Source organism: Lactobacillus apis, assembly GCF_002837055.1.
Lineage (GTDB): Bacteria > Bacillota > Bacilli > Lactobacillales > Lactobacillaceae > Lactobacillus > Lactobacillus apis.
Genome location: NZ_PDKP01000005.1, coordinates 38,169 through 63,341 on the forward strand (window position 1 = coordinate 38,169; position 25,173 = coordinate 63,341).

At 38.1% G+C, this 25,173-nt stretch carries 22 protein-coding genes and 2 pseudogenes; 17 read left to right on the top strand and 7 right to left on the bottom strand.

The genetic code is table 11. The features are described from left to right. Nucleotides 1–16: 16 nt before the first annotated feature. The 3 genes from CRG87_RS05135 to CRG87_RS05145 all read right to left on the bottom strand — a co-directional run bounded on the left by CRG87_RS05135 (nucleotide 17) and on the right by CRG87_RS05145 (nucleotide 2,738). A complete protein-coding gene (locus CRG87_RS05135; protein ID WP_074425903.1) occupies nucleotides 17–985 on the bottom strand; it encodes a Gfo/Idh/MocA family protein in 969 nt (322 codons plus the stop codon). An 18-nt stretch (nucleotides 986–1,003) separates the two neighbouring features. After that, nucleotides 1,004–1,819, bottom strand: coding sequence for a hypothetical protein (locus CRG87_RS05140; RefSeq protein ID WP_074425902.1), 816 nt, complete (start codon nucleotides 1,817–1,819; stop codon nucleotides 1,004–1,006). A gap of 124 nt (nucleotides 1,820–1,943) precedes the next feature. Further along, on the bottom strand, nucleotides 1,944–2,738 hold the full coding sequence (locus CRG87_RS05145; protein WP_074425901.1) for a DUF6612 family protein: 795 nt from the start codon (nucleotides 2,736–2,738) through the stop codon (nucleotides 1,944–1,946). 160 nt (nucleotides 2,739–2,898) lie between these two features. Between CRG87_RS05145 and CRG87_RS05150 the strand changes: the two genes are divergently transcribed. From CRG87_RS05150 to CRG87_RS05160, 3 genes are all read left to right on the top strand, one after another. Then, entirely contained in the window at nucleotides 2,899–3,591 is a 693-nt protein-coding gene (locus CRG87_RS05150; protein WP_074425900.1) for a 2,3-diphosphoglycerate-dependent phosphoglycerate mutase, read from the top strand. Between the two features lie 102 nt (nucleotides 3,592–3,693). Beyond that, nucleotides 3,694–4,476: a HipA family kinase gene (locus CRG87_RS05155; RefSeq protein ID WP_074425899.1), complete on the top strand. Its 783-nt coding sequence runs from the start codon at nucleotides 3,694–3,696 to the stop codon at nucleotides 4,474–4,476. 15 nt (nucleotides 4,477–4,491) lie between these two features. After that, nucleotides 4,492–4,881, top strand: a complete 390-nt coding sequence (locus tag CRG87_RS05160) for a DUF3037 domain-containing protein (protein ID WP_074425898.1) — start codon at nucleotides 4,492–4,494, stop codon at nucleotides 4,879–4,881. Between the two features lie 112 nt (nucleotides 4,882–4,993). On the opposite strand, the gene lepA is transcribed toward CRG87_RS05160, so the two are convergent. Then, the gene (gene lepA / locus CRG87_RS05165; RefSeq protein ID WP_074425954.1) at nucleotides 4,994–6,808 is read right to left on the bottom strand and encodes a translation elongation factor 4; all 1,815 of its coding nucleotides are present in this window, start codon (nucleotides 6,806–6,808) and stop codon (nucleotides 4,994–4,996) included. A gap of 6 nt (nucleotides 6,809–6,814) precedes the next feature. Continuing rightward, entirely contained in the window at nucleotides 6,815–7,471 is a 657-nt protein-coding gene (locus CRG87_RS05170; RefSeq protein WP_074425897.1) for a TetR/AcrR family transcriptional regulator, read from the bottom strand. A 230-nt stretch (nucleotides 7,472–7,701) separates the two neighbouring features. Between CRG87_RS05170 and CRG87_RS05175 the strand changes: the two genes are divergently transcribed. The 10 genes and pseudogenes from CRG87_RS05175 (at nucleotide 7,702) to CRG87_RS05220 (ending at nucleotide 19,347) form a co-directional block, all read left to right on the top strand. Then, complete coding sequence (locus CRG87_RS05175) at nucleotides 7,702–8,139, top strand: MerR family transcriptional regulator (protein WP_101138687.1); 438 nt, start codon at nucleotides 7,702–7,704, stop codon at nucleotides 8,137–8,139. After that, nucleotides 8,129–8,542, top strand: coding sequence for a cupin domain-containing protein (locus CRG87_RS05180; RefSeq protein WP_074425895.1), 414 nt, complete (start codon nucleotides 8,129–8,131; stop codon nucleotides 8,540–8,542). The genes CRG87_RS05175 and CRG87_RS05180 overlap by 11 nt, the downstream gene beginning before the upstream one ends. Further along, a pseudogene (locus tag CRG87_RS05185) lies at nucleotides 8,542–8,862 on the top strand (carboxymuconolactone decarboxylase family protein). The gene CRG87_RS05180 and the pseudogene CRG87_RS05185 overlap by 1 nt, the downstream one beginning before the upstream one ends. 110 nt (nucleotides 8,863–8,972) lie before the next feature. Next, nucleotides 8,973–9,941: an asparaginase gene (locus CRG87_RS05190; protein ID WP_074425894.1), complete on the top strand. Its 969-nt coding sequence runs from the start codon at nucleotides 8,973–8,975 to the stop codon at nucleotides 9,939–9,941. A gap of 278 nt (nucleotides 9,942–10,219) precedes the next feature. Next, a complete protein-coding gene (locus tag CRG87_RS05195; RefSeq protein WP_074425893.1) occupies nucleotides 10,220–12,028 on the top strand; it encodes an FAD-binding protein in 1,809 nt (602 codons plus the stop codon). Between the two features lie 96 nt (nucleotides 12,029–12,124). Next, on the top strand, nucleotides 12,125–13,036 hold the full coding sequence (locus tag CRG87_RS05200; RefSeq protein WP_074425892.1) for a LysR family transcriptional regulator: 912 nt from the start codon (nucleotides 12,125–12,127) through the stop codon (nucleotides 13,034–13,036). Between the two features lie 205 nt (nucleotides 13,037–13,241). After that, nucleotides 13,242–14,726 (top strand): FAD-dependent oxidoreductase, encoded by a 1,485-nt coding sequence (locus tag CRG87_RS05205; RefSeq protein WP_074425891.1) that lies wholly within the window; start codon nucleotides 13,242–13,244, stop codon nucleotides 14,724–14,726. A gap of 27 nt (nucleotides 14,727–14,753) precedes the next feature. After that, complete coding sequence (locus CRG87_RS05210) at nucleotides 14,754–15,971, top strand: MFS transporter (RefSeq protein WP_074425890.1); 1,218 nt, start codon at nucleotides 14,754–14,756, stop codon at nucleotides 15,969–15,971. Between the two features lie 39 nt (nucleotides 15,972–16,010). Beyond that, complete coding sequence (locus CRG87_RS05215; protein WP_074425889.1) at nucleotides 16,011–17,876, top strand: FAD-dependent oxidoreductase; 1,866 nt, start codon at nucleotides 16,011–16,013, stop codon at nucleotides 17,874–17,876. A gap of 25 nt (nucleotides 17,877–17,901) precedes the next feature. After that, on the top strand, nucleotides 17,902–19,347 hold the full coding sequence (locus CRG87_RS05220; protein ID WP_074425888.1) for an FAD-dependent oxidoreductase: 1,446 nt from the start codon (nucleotides 17,902–17,904) through the stop codon (nucleotides 19,345–19,347). Nucleotides 19,348–19,429: 82 nt separating this feature from the next. Here the strand turns inward: CRG87_RS05220 and add are convergent, their stop codons facing one another. Beyond that, on the bottom strand, nucleotides 19,430–20,452 hold the full coding sequence (gene add / locus CRG87_RS05225; protein WP_074425887.1) for an adenosine deaminase: 1,023 nt from the start codon (nucleotides 20,450–20,452) through the stop codon (nucleotides 19,430–19,432). Nucleotides 20,453–20,644: 192 nt separating this feature from the next. Next, nucleotides 20,645–22,000, bottom strand: a complete 1,356-nt coding sequence (locus CRG87_RS05230; protein ID WP_074425886.1) for a threonine/serine exporter family protein — start codon at nucleotides 21,998–22,000, stop codon at nucleotides 20,645–20,647. A gap of 168 nt (nucleotides 22,001–22,168) precedes the next feature. Here CRG87_RS05230 and CRG87_RS05235 point away from each other — a divergent pair, with 168 nt between their 5' ends. From CRG87_RS05235 to CRG87_RS05250, 4 genes and pseudogenes are all read left to right on the top strand, one after another. Continuing rightward, nucleotides 22,169–22,621, top strand: coding sequence for a MarR family winged helix-turn-helix transcriptional regulator (locus CRG87_RS05235; protein WP_074425885.1), 453 nt, complete (start codon nucleotides 22,169–22,171; stop codon nucleotides 22,619–22,621). Nucleotides 22,622–22,678: 57 nt separating this feature from the next. After that, nucleotides 22,679–24,076, top strand: coding sequence for an MDR family MFS transporter (locus tag CRG87_RS05240; RefSeq protein WP_074425884.1), 1,398 nt, complete (start codon nucleotides 22,679–22,681; stop codon nucleotides 24,074–24,076). Between the two features lie 166 nt (nucleotides 24,077–24,242). Further along, nucleotides 24,243–24,998, top strand: coding sequence for a DeoR/GlpR family DNA-binding transcription regulator (locus CRG87_RS05245; protein ID WP_074425883.1), 756 nt, complete (start codon nucleotides 24,243–24,245; stop codon nucleotides 24,996–24,998). Continuing rightward, a pseudogene (locus CRG87_RS05250) lies at nucleotides 24,998–25,173 on the top strand (1-phosphofructokinase); the annotation flags it as partial. The gene CRG87_RS05245 and the pseudogene CRG87_RS05250, both read left to right, overlap by 1 nt.

The following is a 25,173-nucleotide window of genomic DNA, read 5'->3' on the forward strand; positions in this document are numbered from 1 at the left end:
TTTTATTTTAATGTGACTACTTTGCTACCGATTTTTTCGCTTGTGCCAAAACATCCATGACTGTGATGCTATGATCATATAATTCCTCAGCGGTTTTAGTGTCGTGGTTGTCAATGATCTTAACAAAGTCATTGAACTCACTAGCCATCCGGTGCTTGTAACGATTAAATTCAAAGCTATCAGTATCGCCATTTCTCAACTCAATGCTGAAACGATCAATCACACCAGTTGAACCATCAAAGAAAATTGTTCCTTTTTCTCCTTCAATAAAAGAACGTGGAGTAGTGTAGCAATCTTTTGAGGCAATTAGACTAGCCTGCATTTCAGGATAAGTCAGATTTAGAATACCTGAAGTATCGATTCCTTTTTGCATCACAGGATAGTATTGCACGGCTTTTGGCTTGCCAAAAAGTCCAACGGCTAAATGAATATTATAGATATTTAAATCCATTAACGTGCCGCCGTCTTTTGCAGGATCAAAAACTGGTGCGATTTTTCCTTCCAGGAAATCATCGTAGCGACTAGAATACTGCGTGTAATTAAGGCTAGCAATATGGATAGGCGCAATTTTAGAAAGAGCACGTTTAATTGCTAAGTAATTTTCTAAATGGATATTAGTGATTGCTTCAATGATAATGACGTGATGTTCATCAGCTAATTTTTTCAATTCTCTTGCTTCAGCAACCGTTGCAACGTATGGCTTTTCACAAATCACGTTTTTGCCATTCAGGATAGCCTGTTTAACTACATCGTAATGTAAAGAGTTAGGGACAGCAACGTAGACAGTATCGACATTGGGGTCACGATAGAGCTCGTCATTATCGGAAAAAACTTCAGCAATCTGATATTGCTCAGCTAAATCCTGTGCAATTTGTTTGCTGCGTGGAGTGGTTGAAATAGCTGCTAGTTCTAAGTCGGCTATTTTATCCGCAGTTGTCAAAAAATCATGAACAATTTTTCCACTACCAATAATTCCTAGCTTCATCGATATCCTCCATTAAATTTACTTTGATTTTGCCTTTTTGGCATTTATAACCTCATCGGGTAGTTTAAGATCATTATACCCATCAAAGTGATTTGTGGATATGGTCTCACTAAATTTCATTAATTTTGCCAATTTTAAGGTAACATTTCCAGTATAGCCAACAAGTTTTTCATCTTTAATTGTGTAGGCAAATTCGATGTTGGTAAACTTGACGCTTTTCTTGAACTCCTTAATTTCTTTCTTACTAAATTTAGCTTTTTTGTAAAACTCTAGGAATAGCTTTTTCATTTTAGGTGCACTTACATTAACAGTTAGGGTGTACACGCCATCTTGATCCGGTCCAGACAATTCACTATTGTCATCTAGAGCTTTAATAAACAAATCACCGGTTTTGGTATATGTCTTAGGGTCGCTCAAGAGATTAAATAATTGAGCCTCTGCACCTTTAGGCTTCTTTTTTGAAGGCTTTGGTAAGGTCGTGTATTCCCATTTACCCTTATTTTTGCTATAAAGACGATTAGTTTCTTCTGAAGTCCACATTTCCTCAGTTTTATTCGTCTTTTTGCCGTAGCTAGTCTGTAGTGTTACATGAGCTAGGGCAGGCTTAATTTTTAATTCACTATTTATCTTGAATATAATTGGCTTTTCCTTGTTAACTTTTACATCAAAAGTAGCATCTAAACCTGCACTTTGGGTTTCTGGTGAACCTTTTTTAACAATTGATACTGCTTGTTCTTTATCAAGAGCAGCCGAAACGCTGTGTGTTTGACTTAGCCCACCTGCTAGGAAGGCGAAGGTTAATAATATACTAGAAATAACCTTTTTAGTTTTCATAATTTTTCTCCTTGTTTAATCTTAATTTAATTCTGATTTTACAGTAATTAATTGGTCTAGTCTATTCTTTTCGAGAAAAAACACTATTTCTTCAAGAAATAGTGCTCTTTTTTATAAATTTAAATTACTTTTTCTTATTTTCTTTTGGTAGTGGCTTACCATCTAGCGCATTGTTAGGAACCTTCAGGAAGTCGTGGCGACCAAAGTTACTATAACTTTGTCCTGCACTCATTTTCATCATCTTCCCAATTTTGAGGTTAACTGTGTAACTGAAAGTGGATAACTTAGTGCCTTTTACTACCAGTTTCACGGTCATATCTTCAAATTTACCAACTTTAGCTAGCTTTTGATAGATTTTTTGCTGCTGCGGACTTTGGGTATTAGTTGTAAAGATTGGTGCAACTGCAACTTTCATGATCTTTTTATCAGTGATTTTTGCTGTTAACATGTAGGTTTTACCAGAACGCTTCATCTTATAAGCATCAGTTAAACCCTTAGGTGGATTCATTAACATTTCGTTGTTTAAAACTGCATCTAGAACGTCGGCATATGAGTGACCGGACATTTTTTCAATTTCAGTTTTATACCATGTGCTCTGACCATTGATGTAAAGATTACCGGTGTTGCTAATCCATTCATCCATGTTATGAGTTTTACCCTTAGCTTCGGTTTGGTAGTTAACGTGAAAGACGGTTGGGTCACCACCGAATGAATAGTTAGAAGCAACGATTTGACTAGAAGTGTCGGTTTTCAAATTAACAATTTGCTTTGCTTCACCACTCTTAAAGGACTTCTGTGATTTTTGAATGACCTGTGTTTTAGTTAAAATTGGATCGGCTTGCTTTTTTTGTTTAGAGCAGCCACTAGAAACTAGTGCAACGACAACGCCTATACTTAACAATACTTTTTTGAATTTCATCTTGGTTAGATATTCTCTTTCCTTATATTCATTAATATCTCTATTGTATCGTAAATCAAAAATTTAAAAAACGATTTTTAGCCCTAAACCCTATGAAAACAAAATTTAAATGTGTAAAATAGTAAGTGAAGCTTTTAATTTGCAAAGGAGATATTTTTTCATGTCGAAATTAGTTTTAATTCGTCACGGCCAAAGTGAATGGAACCTTGAAAACAAGTTCACTGGTTGGGTTGATGTTAACTTGTCAGAAAAAGGTGTAGAAGAAGCAAAGAATGCGGGTAAGTTAATTAAGGAGCACGGCCTCAAATTTGACCAAGCTTATACCTCAGTTTTGACTCGTGCAATCAAGACTTTGCACTTCGCTTTAGAAGAAAGTGGTCAACTTTGGGTTCCTGAAACTAAATCATGGAGACTTAACGAACGTCACTATGGTGGTTTACAAGGTTTAAACAAAGAAGCAACTGCTGAAAAATATGGTGACGAACAAGTTCACATTTGGCGTCGTTCATACGATGTTTTGCCACCAAAGCTTGAAGATGATTCAGAGTTTAGTCAAGTACATGACCGTCGTTATGCAGATCTTGACCCACACATCATTCCTCGGACTGAAAACTTAAAGGTTTGTCTTGAACGAGTAATGCCATTCTGGGAAGATCACATTGCACCAGACCTATTGGCTGGTAAGAACGTTATCATCGCTGCTCACGGTAACTCACTTCGTGCTTTAACTAAGTACATTGAAAACATTTCTGATGAAGACATCATGAACTTAGAAATGAAGACAGGTGAACCAGTAGTTTACACATTCGATGAAAAATTAAACGTTACTAACAAAGAAAAGTTAGACGACTAATTTAACTTTGAACTAAAAAGCCATTTCGAAATTATTTTCGAAGTGGTTTTTTTCTATCATACAAAAATCTGACAAACTAAGGTATTTGTAGAAGTTGGTATTATGAAAAGAGTAACTTCAGTAGCAGCTAAATTAAAAGTGGGAACGACGGTTCCGTTTTTAGTTAACTGTGATTATCAATTTGAATTGTTGGTATTGAAATGTCAAAACAAGTATCAAACTGGAAAGGCACTATTTAATGAACTAATTGGCTATCGCCTAGCAAGAGCTTTGTCTCTACCTGTCCCTGAGCAGCAACTAATTTATTTATCTCAAGACATGATTGATGCAAATAAACAGTTTCAAGAGATCAATGCTCAAGCTGGTATTTGTTTTGCTTCTAGATGTATTAATGCAACATCAGGCGCATGTCCGAACTTTTTCAGACATGCAACTAACAAGGAAGATTTTGCAGGCATTTTATTAATCGACCAACTTTTGGAAAACATTGATCGTGGAGCCAATCGTGGTAATTGGCTTTTTGAAAAAGAAACGAAAAGAATTGTCTTAATCGACTTTGGTGCCATTTTTAGAATTGCTCAGATTTGGGATCAATATAGCTTATCACAGGATATGGAAATGCCGCTGACTGTTTTAGAGGAACTGAATGGTCCACTTTATCAAGCAATGATAAAGCAGATTAAAGGAAAACAGGCTTTTGCAAAAATAGAGCAAAGGATTGATAATCTTTCCGATGATGCTAAAGCAGATATTTTTAGAGAGATTCCTTTAACGGATTGGGGCATTACTAACGAAGACTTACAGGCAGCTAAAAAGTTTATTTACTTCCAGCTTAATCGCTGTCAGGAAATTGTTGCTGTTTTACAAGAACACTTTAAGCTTTAGGTAAGGGTGAAAATAATGCAGAAAGTAAAAATTTACTATTCAGTTCTACAATACGTACCAAGTGAAATTAGGCAAGAGAGGCTTAATGTCGGGATTGCTTTTCATGTGCCCAACTTACAGATAGCTAAATTTGTTTATACAAATGATATAAATCGTCTTGCCACATTTGATAAGGAATGGGGTGAGGAATTTTATGCAATTACTATGCAGGCTTTAGCCGAAGACATTTCTTCAAAATCGACTTCGCAAGAAGATGAATTACTTATTGTGGAATCAGACGAATACTTAAAGGCAAAAACAGAGTATTTGGCAAATGAATTTCAATTTAGGGATGTTGCCATTCTGGTTTCTGACAAAGAAAATATCGAAGCAGATATTGCGAGGTTAGCCCAAGTGTTCCTTTAAACTAATTATCAGTTCTACTAAAAAGTGCAGCTATAAAAAGAGCCACTAATAAATAGACTATAGGTCTAAATATTAGGGGCTCTTTTACTTTTTACTTGTTATTCGTTAGTTTTTAGTCATCTTCATTAAGGTTTAAGACAGCATCGAAAACACTTTGAGGCAATTTAATATCGCTTTTGACTGCTTGACGCTTGTTTAAACTTTGCCGACGCAATAGTTGTTGCTTTTTAGAAATGCTCCGCTTTTCACCGTTAACAGCTGCATTTTTACGTAGTGGAGGAACGTCCACACGGGCAATTGATTTGTTTTCAACCATTGCTTGAACTGGCATCGGGTAGAGACGACGTGGCACAGTGTATTTTAGTTTTTCAACCAGTTTATGTGCAATTTTGTCTGCATTTTGGCGTGGCACAATGATGTCGAGTGCATCAACTGCTGCGTAGTTAATCTGAATTTGAATTTTGACAACATCAACAAGTTCGTAATCAAGAAATTCAGTATCTAATGTTGCATATCCATGGGTAATTGACTTTAAGCTATTGAAAAAGTTATAGGCAATTTCCGAAACAGGCAACTTATAGGTTAATGTTACTAAATCCTGTTGGTTATCGAGATCAACCATTTCACCAAAATGTTGGTCGCAAAGCTTCATTACGGCACCAAGATAACTTTCTGGCGTGGTGATGACTGCTTTAACATAAGACTCAGTCACGTAGTCAATTTCTGAGAAGTCAGGGAATTTAGCTGGATTAGTGATGGTCAGGTATTCTTGCTTTGGATCAGGTGACTTCAAATAGACGTGGTAAGTAGCGTTTGGTGCAGTTGTTAGCACCTCAACGTGGTACTCGTCACGCAGACGTTCCTGAATAATTTGTAAGTGGAAAATTCCGAGAAAACCGCACCGGAAACCGGCATCAAGTGCCTCTGATTGCTCAGGTGTGTAGTGAAAAGCTGAATCATTAAGTGCGAGCTTGCTAATGGCCTGCTTCAGTGCCTCATAGCTGGTATCACCTTTAGGGTAAAGTCCGGCGTAAACCATTGACTGTGCTGGCTTAAAGTTAGGAAAAGCTTGTGCTGTTGGAATAGCTGCATCAGTTAGGGTTTCATCTACTTGAACAGCAGCCACGTCCTTTAGACCGGTAACTAGGTACCCAACTTCGCCAGTTTCGAGTTTTTCAACAGGCTTCATGTTAGGTGTAAAAATCCCAACGGCTTGAGCATTAAAGGTTTCACCTTGACTCATCAATTTCAATTTCTGTTGGGTGGTTAGTTGACCATCAATCATTCTTACTTCTGCGATGATTCCTTGATAAGGGTCGTATTGGGAGTCAAAAACAAGTGCCTTGAGCGGAGCCTTGGGATCACCAGTTGGAGCAGGAATCTTTTGATAAATTGCTTCCAGAACGTCATGCACATTTTTACCTGTTTTAGCGGAAATTTTCAAAATATCGCAATCCGCAAATTCGGGGCGTAGTGCGCGAATTTGCTTTTCAGTTGATGCAACGTCTGCGGATAAACTATCAATTTTGTTGATAACCGGAATAATGGTTAATTGATGCTTCACTGCAAGTCGCAGGTTGGCGATTGTTTGTGCTTGAACACCTTGAGTGGCGTCTACAAGCAAAATCGCACCGTCACTAGCGGCAAGACTTTTTGAAACTTCGTAAGAAAAATCAACGTGTCCAGGTGTATCAATCAAATTGTATTCATATTCCTGACCATCATCACCATGATAAAAGTTACGCACGGAACGCGATTTGACAGTTACACCATGCGCTTGTTCAACTTCCATGCTGTCTAATAACTGGGCACTAAGTTCGCGCTCGCTCACTGTTTCAGTTTGCTCCATTATTCGATCGGCAAGAGTAGATTTACCGTGATCAATGTGAGCAATAATGGCAAAGTTACGGATATTTGCAGTTTTCATTTTCAATTATCTCTCCAATTCTTTTTGCAATCCTTGTAGATAAAACTCGAGCAGTTGGTTTGCTTCTGTTTCTAAATCAATTTGAAATTCTTTAAAATCGACTGGCAGTTGGTCATGATGAAATTCATCAAGATTCATCATATTCATTAAGCCGCTAATAATCGCACTCTGAATTACAAAAATATGGCTAGCCTTTTTAGCCGATAATTCTGTAATACTATTTGCAATGGCCTGACCAAGTTCTTGACTGATTTGATAGAGAGCAGCTCTTCCGGCAAGCGTCTGTTCACGATCAGCAGCTGCTTCCAAGATAGGTGCGCGCAGTGCATTAAGCCGCAATAAATCAGCCTTTTCGTGAATTAAATAGTGATTTTCCTTTAATAAAAAAGCAGTTAATTGGCCCCAGGTAGTAATTTGGGAACCAGTTTGCCAATCGAATAAGACCTCTTTTAAGTAGTCTTGGTAGCCGGATAAAAGAAGGTACATAAAAATATTTTCTTTGGTTTTAAAGTAGTTAAATAGTGTACCTTTGGCTACACCAGATTCATTGGCAATTTGTGCCATTGAGATTTCGTTAAAATCGTGTTCTTGAAAAAGTTTGCTTGCAGCTGTTGCAATCAGCTGTTTTTTGGCTTGTTTTTCTTCAGGAGTTAAGACGTGCATAAGTGTCTCCTTTTTAATAATGACCAACGGTCATTTTACAAGTCGGTCGAAATTTTGGCAAGCAAAAATACCCATTAAAAGTCAAAAAATAAAAATTTAAAAATAAAACGTAAAAGATAAAAGTTTTAAAATAAAAAATAAAACGTAAAAATTAAAAAGCGCTTGACTTAAAGTGCACTTGAAGGAATATCGTAAAGTTGTTAAAAATAATAGGTTAACTAGGAGTAATGATGACTGCAAAAGAACATTATCGTATTGGTCAATTCAGTGAATTGACGCATTTGACACCATCGACTTTACGCTACTACGAGCAAGAAGAATTACTTGTTCCTAAAAGAGATAAAACAGGGCAACGTTACTATACAGATGATGATCTCAGCTGGCTTGAGTTTGTTTTGCATCTAAAAGGTACTGGAATGACAATTCCGCAATTAAAAGAGTACATCCAGCTGCGTGCCCAAGGGGATGCAACTATTCCACAGCGACTAGCTTTGTTAAAAGAAGTTCAAACTACTGCTGAAGAAAAGTTGCTGGAATTGAATAGCAATATGAAAGTGCTTGGACAAAAAATCGACTGGTACCAGGCAAAGCAGGATCACAGCATTGCTGACGACGAAACTTTTGCAGCTTATCTAAAACAGATTGGAGAGACCAAGAATGACAAATAATGAAGAAAGCGTCAAAAAAGGTTTGTTTCCTTTAGGCGAAAAGAATGAAGCATATCAAAAATATTTCATTGGTCAAAGTTACTTAGAGAATTTAGTTGCAGATCCTGCATTAAATGTTGGTGTTTCAAATGTTAGTTTTGAGCCAGGATGCCGTAACAATTGGCATAAGCACAACAATGGTTTCCAGATTTTAATTGCAACTGCGGGTGAGGGCTGGTATCAAGAAGAGAATAAGCCAGCACAGAAATTACATCCTGGGGATGTAGTGGTAGTTCATGATGGTGTCAAGCATTGGCACGGTGCTACTAAAGATAGTTGGTTTGCGCATCTTGCAATTACAGCGGGAACGCCAGAGTGGCTAGAACCTGTAACAGATGAATATTATCAAGGATTGGAGAATTAATTATGAAAAAACAAACAGCAGGACGTGATAATTTAGGTGAATTTGCTCCTAAATTTGCAGAATTAAATGATGATGTTTTATTTGGTGAAGTTTGGTCTCGCGAAAAGTAGCTGCCAGCACGTGATCGCAGCTTGATTACTTGTGCTGCTTTGATGGCAAAAGGAGCATATCCACAATTAAAATCGCATATGGGTATTGCAAAAACTAATGGTGTCACCAAAGAAGAAATGGTAGAACTAATTACTCATTTAGCCTTTTATTGTGGCTGGCCTAATGCATGGACTGCCTTTGATTTAGCTAAAGAAGTTTATGGTGAATAATTATCAAAAAAGTCTCTAATTAAGGCGTAAAAATTCCGTTTTAATCATTTCAATCCGAGCTGTATAAATGTTAGAATTGGCTTAATCGCTTATAGCTAGGAGAGACGAATATGACAAAGAAAATTCTGATTTTGCATACTGGTGGGACTATTTCAATGTCTGAAGATGCAGATGGTAATATTAAACCGAATGACCAAAATCCACTTACTGCCATTCAGCTAGAGAATAAAGGTGAAGTTGAATTAGTAACGGAAGAAATTTTTAATGTACCGTCACCGCATATGACACCTCAAAGAATGCTTGAACTTTCTTTACGAATTCGTCGTGCTGAAGCAGAAGGCTTTTTTGGCGCAGTTGTTACCCATGGCACCGATACGCTTGAAGAAACAGCAATCTTTTTAGACTTAACCATTTCAAGTAAAATGCCAGTTGTGGTAACTGGTGCAATGCGTTCGTCCAATGAAGTGGGCAGCGATGGTTTATATAACTTTAGAACGGCAATCACAGTTGCCAGTTCACCTGAATCAATGGGTAAAGGTGTAGTAGTGGTAATGAACGATGAGATTCATTCAGCTCGCTATGTGACAAAAACTCACACCACCAATGTTGCAACTTTCCGAACACCAACTTTTGGTCCAATTGGAATTGTTTCCGAAGGGCATGTTAATTACGTTCAAACAATTAAGCCACAAGCGCATGAACCAATTGATCACGTTGTCTCAAATGTTTATTTGGTTAAAGCGTATGCTGGAATGGGTACAGAACTACTCCACGCATTAAACAAGCCGGAAACTAATGGCATTGTGATTGAAGCTTTGGGAGCTGGAAACATGCCACCAGAGACTTTGCCTGAGCTGCAGTCTTTAATTGACCACAATATCCCACTAGTACTGGTATCACGCTGCTTCAACGGAATTGCTGAACCAGTTTACGACTACGAGGGCGGCGGCGTTAATCTTGCTAAAATGGGCATCATTTTCTGTCGTGGATTAACCGGACCAAAAGCTAGAATCAAACTGTTAGTTGGTCTTAGCGCTGGACTTAAGGGTGAGGAATTAAAGAAATATCTCAATAACTAACATTGAGTTTCGCTTAGATGAATATAAAAATATCTTGGTAAAAAGAAGGAAGATAACTTCCTTCTTTTTTGCATAGTTATAAGTTGAAAAATATAAATACAATTTATGACAAAATCTTTGATGTAAGCGTTTATGTGATTTATGAAACAAATGACAAAAGTGGTTTTTTGTTTAAATAAGTAGGACAATTTTTTAAAATAAATCATTCCAAAAGTAATATTAGTGATAAAATTAACTTATTAATGAAAGTGATTACAAAAAAGAAGAAGGACAGAATCATGATTTATCAAAAAGATACTAAATGGGATGCTAATTACGATGTTGTTGTACTAGGCTTTGGTGGTGCTGGTGCAACTGCTGCTCGTTTTGCAGCTGATAGTGGCTCAAAAGTACTGCTTGTTGATGCAGCACCAGAAGGTCATGAAGGAGGCAACACGCGTTATTCAGCCCAATTAATCGGAACTGGTAATGATTTTGATGAGTTAAAGAAGTACTACAAGAACTTGACTGCACCAATGTCACTTGATGAAGAGATGATTGATACTTACGTTAAAGGGATGGTTAACACACCAAACTATGTCACAAAATATTTAGGTGTAAAACCATGTAGCGCAAAGCAATACGCACCTGAACGTTTGCATCATGCTTACGAAGAATTTCCTGAATTTGAAGGATCAGAATCCTATGATTTCACAACTGTTCGCGAATCTTGGTTTGACGCAGCTTTATGGAAAATCCTAAGAGCAAAAGTAGTTGAACGTAAGGATAACATTGATGTTATGTACAGCACACCTGCTAAGGAATTAATTCAAGACCCTGAGACTCGTAAGATTGAAGGGGTTTTGATTGAACGCGAAGGTAAACTGCTTAAGGTTCAAGCTAAAAATGGTGTGGTAATGACAACCGGTGGTTTTGAAAATAACCAAACCATGGTTGAAGATTATCTTGGCGCCAAGAGATTAGCACCTTTAGGTACTCTTTACAATAAGGGTGACGGCATCAAGATGGCTGAACAAGTTGGTGCAGACTTTTGGCACATGCACAACTTTGAATCACTTGGTTTACTTCACGGAATGGCTTTTGCAGTGCCAAAGGGTGAACGTGGTCGTCTGATGCTTGGTGCACAAAATATTGCTGTTGCTCATGGTAGTTCATTTGTTATTGGTGATGATGGTACAAGATACTTTGATGAAGCTGAAGAAAACCGTCATGGTCACATTAAGAATCACGGTCAATGGAAAGTGCCAATTAATCAGGAACACCCATACTTAATTTTTGATGAAGCTAAAAAGGCAGAATTGGATGCAGATCCAATTATTGGTAGTTATCCAGTATATAAGGAAAATGTAGTTAAGGCCGACTCTGTAGAAGAACTAGCAGATAAGATTAAGGTAGATCCTGCTATTTTGAAAGATTCATTGGAACGCTTCAACAAAGCTGCTCAAACTGGTGATGATCCTGAGTTCCGTCGTAATCCAAAGACTATGCGTGTGTTTGCTGATGGCCCAATTTATGCTATTCAAATGGAGCAGACAATGCTTAACACCCAAGGTGGTGCAAGAAGAAATGCTCAAGCTGAAATTTTGGATACTAAGGGTCAACCAATTCCACATCTATATTCAGCTGGTGAATTTGGTGGTATTTGTGCAAACCAATATCAAGGTGGTAACAACATTGCTGAATGCTTGATTTGGGGTAAGATTGCCGGTGAAAATGCTGCTAAGACTAAAGACGATGTTACTGTTGATGCAGCAACTGGTGCTTCTAGTCATGATGTTCACTTAACTTCTGACCTTAACCATGAAACTTTTGAAACTGGCAAAGATCAATACATTGGTAGAACCAATGGCGGTATGGGCGGCGAAATCGTCGTTCGTGTTACTGCGGACAAAGACAAGAACTTGAAGAAGATTGAAGTTCTGAAGCAGGCAGAATCCGAAGACTACGGCTTAAAGGCAGTCAAGACATTACCTGAAGAAATGGTTAAGCAAAATAAAGTTGATGTTGATGCAGTTTCTGGTGCTTCAAGCACAAGCCGCGGACTAAAAGATGCGGTTAATGACGCATTAAGTAAAATCGATAAATAATTCAAAAATGAAAAGGCCATTTGTTAGGATGGCCTTTTTCTGTACAATTACTTTAATACCACTCCAATAACTTATATTAATTGAATGGACAGGAAAATGAACTTTACTCAATTGCGCTGTTTTATTAAAGCAGTGGATAATTCAAGCTTTACAATTGCTGCAGAGCGACTCAATTTTTCCCAATCTGCGGTCTCAAAAAATATCAAGGATCTTGAGGACACAATTGGTGTAACGTTAATTAATCGTGCACACCATCGTATTTCATTGACTAATGCCGGTAAGTACTTTTACCGTGTTGCACGTAATGTTGTTGATGATATGGACTATACGGTAGCGTATTTGCAAAATAAGAAAAATGATTCGGAAACGTTGCTGCGTATTGGAGTTTGCGATACACCTTTAGAGCAAAAAATTTTGCCAATCTTTTTGCGCAAGCTTCGTGAATCTGGCAGCAATATTAATGTCCAATTTGTCTTTGTTCTTAATAATTCGATTGGCGAATTATTAAACCATCACGTTGATATTTGCGCGATTGCGCGCGACGACGTTGATATTGTTGATGACGTTTTATTTGAGCCACTGATTACGGGAAAAGTGGTTATTGCATGCCCGCAAGATTCTGAACTTGCCCAAAAAAAGCTAGTTACAATGGCTGATTTAAAGGATAAAAATATTTTTTTGCTAGATCCTAACAGCTCATTGAATGTTCAAATGAACTTTCAAACTACCTTAATTAATAGTTTGGGAATGGAGCATATTAAATTTGTCCAAGACTTTCTCGCGATGGACATCTATGTGCGTGGAGGCTGGGGTTACGGCATTTTGCCGAACTTCATTGCTGATTCACAATCTGAGGGTATTACTTATGTTCCGATTGATTATCACGATATTTCTCCTTATGGAATTGCGTATATGGACTCTTTTTCAAATAAATCAGTTTTGGAAGAAGTACTAAAGACATTGGAGAGTGCAGTTAAAGAGTATTCACAAGTAAATATAAATAAGTAACTCACAAATATAAAAATAATGAAAAGCACTTGTATTTAACGCTGAAGCGTTGGAATATAAGTGCTTTTTTGATGACAACTAAATTAGAAAATAGTTGAACATTCCATTTAGTAATCTTCAATTCTAAAGATGGTGCAGAGATTCACTTGATTAGCAGTATGATGAAAGCGGTTAGAAGAATTGCTTTAAAAGTGAGGGATAAAAAATGGATAATACTTATGACGTTATTATTGCAGGAGCAAGCAATGCTGGTGGAATGGCAGCATGTGCAGCAGCCGAAAAGGGTGCTAAAGTCCTGTTAATTGATAAACAAGGGAGTTCCCAATTTCTCTACCGCTCATTCTTTGCAGCACTAGATAGTAATGCACAAAGAAGAGCTGGCATTAAAGTTGATAAAGCTAAACTGATGAACTTTTTGACGTTGTTTTTCCAAGATAATGTTGATGAACGTTTGTTATGGACCTGGGCTAATCACACGGATGAAACAGCTAACTGGCTGGAAGATAACATTTTGAAGCCTAATGGTGGAGTCTTAAGACCGCAATCTGACGCTCATTATGAAACGATTGTTAACACCGCGTTTAACACCGAATTGGCAATCGCAACACCTGATAATGGTTGGGCTCATTATGGTGATTGGATGATTGATAAGATTAAAGAGCTCGGAGTAACTCTTAAATATAATACTAAGCTTGAAGAACTAGTAACGGATGATAGTGGTGCTGTTACCGGCGTCATTACAAGTGACCGTTCTAGTGGTGAAAAAACTGAATACCATGCCAATAAGGGAGTCATTATCTGTACGGGTGGTTATGGTGGAAACGTCGAATTAATGAAAAAGTGGGATCCACTTGGCTACAAGAAAAATGTTTATTCAGATGGACCTCGTGATGATGGTTCAGGTATTCTTGCTGGTCTTAAAGTGGGAGCTGCTCGTGATGAAGAACCAGCTGAAATTATTTTTGATCGCGGTGCTGTACCAGTTGGCACTGATGCTGAAGACCACTATCAAATCGACTTTAAAGATCCAGGATACTTCTGGATGGGCGCCTATCCGTTACTGAAAGTAAACCTTAATGGTGAACGTTTTGGTAACGAAAGTGTTCCCTATCAATTTGACATTAATGCAATGGCTAAGCAGCCTGGTTACTTGGAAGCACAAATTTGGTCAGAAGACACAATGGATCATTTGGCTCAATTTGATACCCAGGGCTGTTCACGTTTAGGTTGGCCTGGCATTTACAATACTGAGGAAAACAAAGAAGAGATTAAGCGCAGGATTGATGACGGCATGATTCAAAAGGCCGACACAATTGAGGAATTAGCTGAAAAGCTGGAATTACCAAAAGACAACTTGGTTGCAACTGTTAAACGCTATAACGAAATGTGCAAGCAAGGCGAAGATACAGACTTTGGTAAAGAAAAGTTCAGATTGTTCCCAGTTGATAAGGCACCATATTACGGTGTCATTATGGGCGGTCGCCTTCTCGCAACACTTGATGGATTACGCATCAATACCAAGATGGAAGTTATCGATAAAAAAGGTAAGCCAATTCCACATCTTTATGCAGCTGGTAATGCAAGTGGTGGTTTCTTCTGGGGTAGCTATCCTGATCGTGTTCCTGGTCTTACTTGCAGTCACGCTCAGACTTTCGGTCGATTAGCTGGGCAATACGCAGCTGAAAATTAGTTTTTATCAAAAAGGAGTTAAAGAATCATGGAAGAAAAACAATTACCGAAGCTTTCGAATTATCGGTGGGTAATTTTGGCAATTGCTGCTTTGCTTGATGCAACAAGCAGTTACATTCAATTTCAAATTTCTGCTTTAGCCGTTCAAATTATGCCAGCTTTGCATATTTCACCAGCACAACTGCAGAGTTTAGTAATGGCACCAATGTTAATTGCGGTTTTCTTGAGTATTCCTGCAGGATCACTTGCAGATAAATTTGGTGCAAAAAAGATTGTTTCGATTGGATTAGTTATTTCAGTAATAGGCGCATATGGCCGTTTAATTGCAACCAACTTCGTTACACTAATGATTATGTTGCTATTATTTGGTGTTTACATGGCACTGTTAAATGCAAACACGTTGAAGATTTTTGGTACGTGGTTCAAACAAGATACTAATACCGCTATGGGTGTTTTCTTTGCCTCAGCCAGTGTTGGTATCATGCTTTCCCAAGCTACCAGCTCAATGTTCCCAAGCGTTCAAATAGCATATACTTTTTCATCTACTGTTTTATTAGTTTTAGCAGTTTGTTGGATGATTTTTGTAAAAGATACTCCAGAAGGAGAAGAAATTCCTCAACCACAAGTGGAAGATGGAAAGGCTGAGTCTTCACTCGAATTCTTTAAAGCTGCTGCTCACAGTAAGAAAACTTGGTATGTTGCTTTGGCTGTTGGTTTCGGAATGGGTTCTAGTGAGGCCTTTTCAAGCATTATGCCACAGGCTTTTGCCGCTAGAGGTATGAGTCCTGCTCAAGCTGGTGCAGTTGCGGCTGTAGCTACAATCGGTAGCTTATGTGGTTCATTATTTGGACCTGCAATTATTAATAAAGCTAAAAAGGCAAAACCATTAATGATTCTTATTACAATCTTAGGAGGTTTATTGATGGCAGTTACTTGGTACATTCCTTTAGGAATGCCACTAACAATTGCTTTGATACTCGGTGGTGTGTTTGGTGCCATGACCGGACCTATCATGCAAGCAATGCCTATCACATTCCCTGAAATTGGACCTAAAAATGCTGGTAGTGCAGGCGGTTTAGTAGGTACTGTTTCATTACTTCTTTCATATGGAGTTCCGGTTATTATTTCAGCAATTGCCGGTGCAAATTATGCGTTAACTTTTATTATTCAAGGTGTTGTTTTCATGATTCAAGTAATCGTGCTAGCAATTTTACCAGATCCAAATGCTGCTCGTGAGCACGAATAGATTACATTAAAGGTTATGGCTTAGAAAGGAATAATTCTTATGACAAAGGAAATTACAAAGATACCTGGTGAATATACAGGTTCTGGTCAAGGCAAAGAGAGCGAAATTAACCTTGAGGTTGAAGTTGGCTCTGACAAAATAGTTAATGTAAAACCATTAGATAAATACGCACCTGATAGCTTGGCAGATAATGCTTTTAAGAAAATGGCGCAAAAAATTGTTGACCATCAATCAGTTGATGTTGACGTTGTTTCAGGCGCTTCTGAAACTTCACGTGGAATTATCGAAGGTGTAAAAGAAGCTTTAGGCAAAGCTCAAGTTGATTTTGCTGCTTTGAAAGAGAATAGCTCGCATTCTACCACTTCTGGTAAAAAAACAGTGGATGTTGATGTAGCAGTTGTTGGAGCAGGCGGTGCCGGTGTTGCCGCAGCCCTTGCAGCACGTCAACATGGTGCTAGCGTAGCCTTAATTGAAAAGACAATTTCACCTCTTGGTGCAAGTACTTTTGCCGGTGGTATGTTTGCTGGAGATAGTCAACAACAGAAGGAAAAGAATGCAGTTGTATCTAAGAAGTGGCTCTATGACGAATACATGGACGCTTCTCAAGGCTATATGAACTCAATTTTAGTTCGTCGCATTATTGATGAATCTGGTAAGACAGTTGATTGGCTAAACGAAAATGGCGCAATCATGAAGTTAGTAGATGCCGGAACGGGCGGTAGTTATGACCATATCGGCATGCCCGCTACATTGCATGGTTACCAAGAGGGCGGTACAAAAGCTGTCACTAAATTAATCGAAAAGTTTAAGTCTTTAGGCGGCCAAATGTACTTTGGTTTTGCCGGTCAGAGACTATTGCAAGACGAGAATGGCAATGTTACTGGTGTTGTCGCACAAGGCGATGATCAAGTTTTACATGTTAATGCTAAGAAGGTAATCATTGCTACTGGTGGCTTTGGTGGTAATCCAAAAATGCGTAAGGAGTATTTGGGCGATGTAAGTACACAAGGCCAAGTTTTACAAAATACTGGTGATGGCTTAAACATGGCGTGGGATGCCGGAACTGCCCACCATATTAATGGTTCTACGCATTACTTCTGGCAAACTTTTAGTGATGAAGATATTGGTGAAATGGCTAAAATTGTTGGTCCTAATTGGATGCCAATCAATGCGCTAGCTGATTTTCCAAACTTACGTGTTAACAATCGTGGTCAACGTTATGCCAGTGAAACTCATGCACTCGACTTTGCAGTTCACGGAGCTGAATTGTCAGAGCAACCACAACAAACCGAATTTGTTGTTTTGGATCAAGCAATGCTTGATAAGATCAAAGAAGGCGGAACAGTAGCAATCGAAGATCACTATGGCAAGTGGAAAGATCACCGTGAATTTTATATGGAATTCAATTTCCCTACTGATACTGACGAAGCAATCAAGCGTGAGCATGAAAAAGTTGATTTTACGACACTTTTGGATAAATTATCTTCAACCAATGTGGTCTTTATTGGAAAGACTATTAAAGAATTGGCCCAGAGAATGGGAGTTAACGAAGAAAACTTGCAAAATGCAGTAGATCAGTATAATAACGCTAAAAAGAAGGGCGAGGATGATCTGTTCTTCTCTGATACTAAGCGCATGATTCCAGTAGAACAAGGTCCATTTTATGCCGTTAAATTCATTGCACGTAACTTAGGTACACTCGGTGGTGCAACAATTGACGAAAAAATGCATGCACTTGCTCCAGATGGTGAGCCCGTACCGAACTTGTATGTTGCTGGTGCTGATGCGTCTGGAATGTATGGTAAAGCTTACGTAGATTTCGAAGGCGGAACTTTAGGATTTGCTTACATTTCTGGCCGACTGGCAGGAATTGATGCTGCTGAGACAGCAAAAGCTGGTAAGTAATTATTAGCCAAAAAGGAGAATAGTGATGGCTGAAGAAAAATATGATGTAGTAATTGCTGGTGCTGGACTTGCAGGCTTTGCAGCAGCTGCTGAAGCAGGTGAACAAGGCTTAAAAACGCTGTTAGTTGAAAAAGGCAAGACAACCGGTGGTACTGGTAACTATGTTGAAGGTGTTTTTGCAGCTGATTCTGCATTGCAACAAAAAGACAACTCTGTGCTTGATAAAGAAGAACTTTTAAAAGAAGAGTTGACCTATTCGCATTACAAGGCTGACGGTAAAATGTGGCAAAAGTACATTGATCAAGCTGGTACTAATGTTTCTTGGCTTGAAGACCATGGTGCCAAAATTGCGATGGTTGCCGGACTTGGTGATGGCGCTAAAACATGGCATTTGTTTGAGGGCAAAGGCCATGATGCAATTCATAATGGTTTAGAGCCATATGCCAAAGAAAACGGTGTCGAAATTAAGACATTAACTAGAGTTACTGATCTTCAAAAAGCTAAGAGTGGTTCCTTTGAAGTGACTCTGACTAATGTTGAAGATAATACCGATACTGTTGTTAAAGCTAAAAATGTTGTTTTAGCAACTGGTGGCTACTTGAACAATTTAGAGTTAATGGAACAAACACCACATCAAAACCCTGATAATGTTATTCCAGTAAATTCAGGCAAGAGCACAGGTGATGGCTTGAAATTGGCTTGGCAACTTGGTGCTAAACAATTCTTTACAGGGATGTCAATGATGTTTGGTGGCCAGCTAAAAGATCGCACAGTTCCATCATTTAAGTTATGGGGCACAGCAATTTGGAGCTCAGTTTGTGATCAACCACAAATGTGGGTTAATGAAATGGGCGAACGTTTTGTTGATGAAAGTGCTGCGGTCGTCAACTGGGCTAATGAAGGTAATGCAATGAACCGTCAAGAACGTGTTTTCTGCGTCTTCAGCCAAAAAATTCTAGATGATTTTACCGATAAGTCCTATCCAAGATCAATGAAGCCATTTGTACCAGAAGATCGCTACCCAACCTTGCGTGATGATATAGAGCAGGCTGAAAAAGATGGTCGTGAGTACTTACACAAGGCTAATACCCTTGAAGAACTGGCTGAAGAAATCGATACGCCAAATCTTGTTTCATACGTAAAGCATTACAATGAAATGGCAGCAAACGGTGAAGATATAGATTTCCATAAACCTGCTAAATATCTATTACCTGTTGATGGCAATGGTCCGTTTTATGCAATTGAATTAGGTGTCGGAGCTTACACAACTGGTGATGGCTTAAGAGTTAACACAGATAATGAAGTTCTAGATATTAAAGGCAGACCAATTGAAGGACTATATGCAATTGGTAGTGATGGTTCTGCGGTTCTCTATGGCGATACATACGGTGTTAACGTTCCAGGAACACATGCTGGTTACTGTATTTTCTCTGGTAGAAATGCAGTTAAAGCAATTGCAGATAAAGCGTAAACATAAGTTAGTTTTAATTCTATATTCTCTCAAAAAAACAACTTCCAAAAAATGGAAGTTGTTTTTTTATTGGTTCAGGTTTTTATTTACTAAACTTAGCAACATAGGAATCAATTTCTGCTAAGTAGAGTTCTTTTTGCTTTTGGCTAATCCAAGAAGATTCAAAAGAGTTTTTGGCTAATTGAACAATTTGTTCTTGCGATAATTGATACTTTTGCGCAAGTGCATAGTAATTGTCACTAATGTAGCCTTTGAAGTAGGCAGGATCGTCTGAATTAATTGATATTTTAGCTCCTGCTTTTAAAAGAGAAATTATTTCTTCACCCTTCATTTCTGGAGAAACAAAACCATTTGATAGAGGGCATGAGGTCAAACCAATTTGCCTTTTAGCTACTAATTCAACTAAATCAGGATCTTCAACAATGTTTGTTCCGTGGTCAAGACGCTCAACTTCCATAATTTCTAGTGCTTGCCGGATGTGCTCAATGGAATCTTTTTGGTCAATATCACAGTGAGTAGTTAAATGAAGTCCTGCAGCAGCAGCATCTTCAAATTGACGTGCAAATTTTAGTGGTGGATTGTTATGTTCGTCTGAATCAAGTCCAACGCCGATAATCTTATCACGATATTTCAAACCTTCTTGCAAAGTTAGGCGTGCAGATTCTTTAGAGAAATCACGTAAAAAGCACATGATTAAGTGAGCATCTACGTTTAACGCACGAGCGTCAACCGTTGCTCGATATAGGCCGTTGATAACCGTCTCAAAAGGAATACCACGGCTGGTATGAGCTTGAGGGTCGAAAAATATTTCAACATGGCGAACATTGTTAGCCGCAGCCTTGGTCAAATATGCCCAAGCTAAATCATAAAAATCTTCTTCGGTTTGTAAAACATTCATAGCTGGATAGTAAACAGCTAAAAATGATGCTAAATCATGGTAATCATATGTTTTTTGGACATCTTCAATAGTTTCTTGTCCAATATCAACATTATTGCGTTTAGCCAGCTTTAACTTTAGTTCTGGTTCTAGTGTACCTTTAATATGCAAGTGCAATTCTGCCTTAGGCAAACCGCGGGTAAATTCTGGCGTCACAATTGAACTCATTTTATTCCTCCTAAAAATAATGTTCACTTTATATATAACATATTTAAATTTTAACATAGAAATAGGCCTATAAATATAGTTTATCCGAACTATCTTACCAATTTATTTTTATAAAGTACGTTTTTATCGAAAGGAAGAAAAGAAAAAACCAGCCCTTATCAGCTGGTTTTACAAAATTTTTAGTCTTAAATACTAATCTGCATGACGCCATTTTGGATCTGTTAGAATTCGGGCAGTTAATAATCCAATTGGCAAAGCACTAATAATCATTAGAGCATTCATGATCCAATATGCTCCGATATTAATATTAGTTACACCAAAATTGAAAACTGCTCGATACATGTAGAGCCCTGGAACCATGATAACAATTGCTGGAACGGTAATGGCGATTCGTGGGAATCCAACTTTATCACGGACGAAGCTAGCAATTAAGCCGGCAAGCAGTGCACCGATAAAGGCTGCTAAGGCAGCTGGTAAATGATTAAATTCGACTAAATTTAGACGTAAAGTGTTAGAAAATGCACCGATAACTGCTGCAACTGCTGCCATCGACGGCTTGGCATTAAACATGATTGAGAAGCCATAAACACCGCAGAAGCTAGCGATTAGTCTAAAAATGGTTAGTGCAAGTGGATTAAGTTGCAATTCAGGAATAGAGCCAGGCTTTAAACTTAAGGCTGTTGCCATGCCCCAACCTACCATAGTTGCAATTAAAATAGTCAAAATGGCGTAGGCTAATCTTTCAAGCCCAGATCGCATGTCTAATTTTGACATATCAAGTCCAGAAGTAATAAATGGAAAGCCGGGAATAACATAGAGCATAGAACCGATATAACCATAGGCATGGTTGTAGCTCCAGCCGAAGCACAGTTGTCCCAATCTAAAACATATGAAGTAAACAGCACATGAAACTGCAACTCCAGCTGCAATTTTAGCAACTAAAGTTATTTTCTTTTTTCCCATGTATTCACGTAAGTAATTACCAATAACTGCACCAAAGAAAGTACAAATCATTTCTGGTAGTCCACCGCCGAGTAGAAAAATGAAACTAGCACAAGCGATGCCTGCACTTAAAGCAGAAATAGCAATAGGGTAGGTTTGCGTATGACGTTCAATTTGATTAAGTTCATGATGAACGCCCCCAATTGTCCAATATTCGTTTTCTGTTTCAAAGCGGCGTACGAAATCTTCTAATTTATTGAGTTTGTTCATGTTGACGCCAGTAGAAGGCAAAGATAGGGTTTGGGAATATGACTTGTTATCAACGTCAAAGCAGGTGTAGCTAATAGTCAGCAGTCCAATGTCGGCAGAACAGGTGACGTCCAGTGCCCGTGAGATTGTGTTCATTGAATCGCGCACGCGCCATGCTCCTGTTCCACATTCCAGTAGCATCAGTCCAATTCGGCCAACTAGCGAGCCCTTTTCCACTAGCGTTGTATCCTTTATTAAAGTATCATCTGGACTTTTAAAGAATTCTTTCCAGTGAATTCTCATATGATGATGGCCAGATATATGATGCTCTTCTTGACTTGTGCTATTTTCGTCCATTACTAAATGCATAACCTTTCTAAATGCTAAATTACAATGTTTTCATTGTAGCACAAATGAAAATATGAAAATTGTTCTGAAATCACTTACAGTGATACGTAAAATTCCTATCTTAAATTGCAAAAATAATTTTGTGTAGTATACTACACAAATGAAGTGAGGGAAATCATGAACGTATATTTAAACCGAATTGGTCCTAAAATCAAAGCTGCGAATACATTAATTGAAAAACAACTAAATAATCAGTTTGGAGAAATGTTCAAGGACTATTCTTTAACTGGTGCACAGATATCGTTAATGGTTTTTCTGTATGATGCCAAAGATAGAACGGTGACACAAAAAGAGATAGCGGATATGTTTGTGCTAAGTCATCCAACAATCAGAGGAATTGTGCGACGCTTGGAAGAAAATGGTCTGATTTATACAGCCCACCTTGAAACTGACCAACGTCAAATAGTTTTGCAATTATCTGACAAGGGCTTTGCTCTTGTTGATAAGAACATTAACAAAATTCATGCAATTCTTGATAACACTAATGAACAAATCACACAAGGTTCATCAGTTGTTGAAGTTGAGCAGTTTGAAGCTTTTCTCGATCAAATAATTGAAGGTTTTAAATAAAGTCATGCTTTATTTCTATTAAATGTAGCTTGCTACATATTGTAAAAGGGAGAAAAAATGGAAAAAGAAATTTCTGGTAAAAAAAGAGCGCTGATGATGGCGGTGCTGCTGTTCGGTGCCTTTGTTTCATTATTGGCTGAAACTTTTTTAAATAATGCATTACCGTCAATCATGAAGTCGTTTAACGTGGGACAGGCAACAGCCCAATGGTTAACCACGGCATATTTATTGGTAGTTGGGTTAATGATTCCAATTTCAGCTTGGATTTTTGAGTCATTTAGTCTCAAAAACAATTTTTTAACTATGATGGCAATCTTTTTTGCTGGCTCGTTAGTTTGTCTGTTTGCGCAAAATTTTGAAGCTTTGCTATTAGGGCGCATTATTGAAGCTATTGCCGCGGGAGGACTGATGCCATTTATTCAAAATGTCATTTTAATTCTGTTTCCACCAGAAAAGCGTGGAATGGCGATGGGAATCACTGGATTGGTAATTGGTTTTGGACCGGCTGTTGGACCAACCATTTCAGGCTTGATTTTGAAATATGCAGAATGGCAAATGCTATTTATAATTTTAAGCTTTGCCAGTGCTTTAGTATGTGTACTTGCCTTTTTTACAATTCAAAATATCACTGTTGCTCATTTAAGCTCAGTCGATGTGGTTTCTTTTCTGGAATCAATTGTAGGATTTGGGTTGATCTTGTATGCACTGTCAGAAATAGGTAATACTGGTAAAATCACCGTAGCTTTAACTTTGATTTTTATTATTGGTATTGTAATTATTTGGCTATTTTGTCGTCGCCAGTTGAAGATGTCTAAACCTTTATTAGATATCAGAGTCTTGAAAAATTCAGGCTTTGATCTGTGTACATTGCTTAGCACAATTAGTAACATTTCAATGGTAGGAATAGAGTTGATTTTGCCATTGTATTTACAAACAACGCGTGCGGAAACTGCATTAACTTCTGGCTTAGTGATGATGCCTGGAGCCTTAATAATGATTATCTGCAATCCGATTTCAGGTACTTTATATGATAAATTTGGCATTAAAAAACTGTCTTTGTTTGGCTTTGGAATGTTGATGTTAGGTACTCTACCAATGTTGATTTTCAACACTAAAACAAGTCTAGTTTTAATTAGTTTATGCTATGCGCTAAGAATGATTGGTATTTCTTTCACCATGATGACTACTTTTACTGCTGGAATTAATCAAGTGGATACAAATATGACAGCTCATGCGAATGCTGTTTCATCAACCATTAGACAAATAGGTGGTTCACTTGGGACTGCTTTGGCGATGCTAGTTATAACATTAGGAGCAACTGGCAGCGGTGTAAGCGAAGCAATAAGGTTGGATAATGGCTATCGCTTAGGCTTTATCATGATGTTAATTTTTGCAATTATTGGGTTTGTTTGCTCATTTATTTTGCCGTCTGCGCAAAAAGAATTACGTAAATAGTGAAAAGAAAGCTGTGATGCTAATAGCGTACAGCTTTTTTTGTTGTCTTTAAGGTTAGGAGCTAAGAATAGGCTGCTTGTTTTTGCATAAAAGTGAATGATTTTGAGTAAAAATGATTGATTTTGAATGGAAACGCGCATAAAATACTCTTCGGAGGTGAGGGAAGATGCTAACACAGGAACGTCAAAAGCTAATTGAAAACTATGTTAATCAACATGAACTATGTCGGGTTTGCGACTTGTCCAAACTGACGGCAACGTCAGAGTCGACGATTCGGCGAGACCTAATTCGAATGGAAGAAAAAGGTTTAGTTCGAAGAGTTCATGGTGGTGCACAGTCGGTTAAGAAACTTGCTCATGATGTTTCGCAGCATATTCGCTTCACAATGAATCACGATGATAAGGTTCGAATTGCACGCTACGCAGTTGAGCATTACGTGCATGAAAATGATTATCTTTTTATCGATGCAGGTACAACTGCTTATGAAATGGTTCCGTTTCTTGCTAATGTAGCAGGTATAACCATTGTCACTAATGGAATTGAAACAACACTAAGTGCTGTTGGGCACGGCATTAACACCATGCTTTTGGGTGGCAAGATTAAAGAAGATACTCATGCTGTGATTGGGCAATTTGCGATTGAACAATTGCAGAGCATGAACTTTGCTGCCAGCTTTATTGGAACTAATGGAATTGATCACAATGGTAATCTGACAACACCGGATCCAGAGGAAGCAGCCATTAAGAAGCAAGCAATTGCCTGTGCAGATCATACTTACGTTTTGACGGATGAAACTAAAATTGGTGAACGTAACTTCGCTGTTTTTGGCAACGTCAAACATCTCACCGTGATTACAAATAAACTTAAGGTACAAAGCAAAAAGATTTTACCTGCAAAGGTTAATTTGAAGGAGGCCAAATAATGATATATACGGTAACCGTTAATCCTGCTTTGGATTATGTTATTCAATTAGACAAAGTGGATAGCGGTAATGTTAACCGTAGCAATAATTGCTCATTTCTTGCCGGGGGTAAGGGAATCAACGTTTCTCAAATTCTAAATCAGCTTGAAATTGACAATACTGCTTGGGGCTTTGT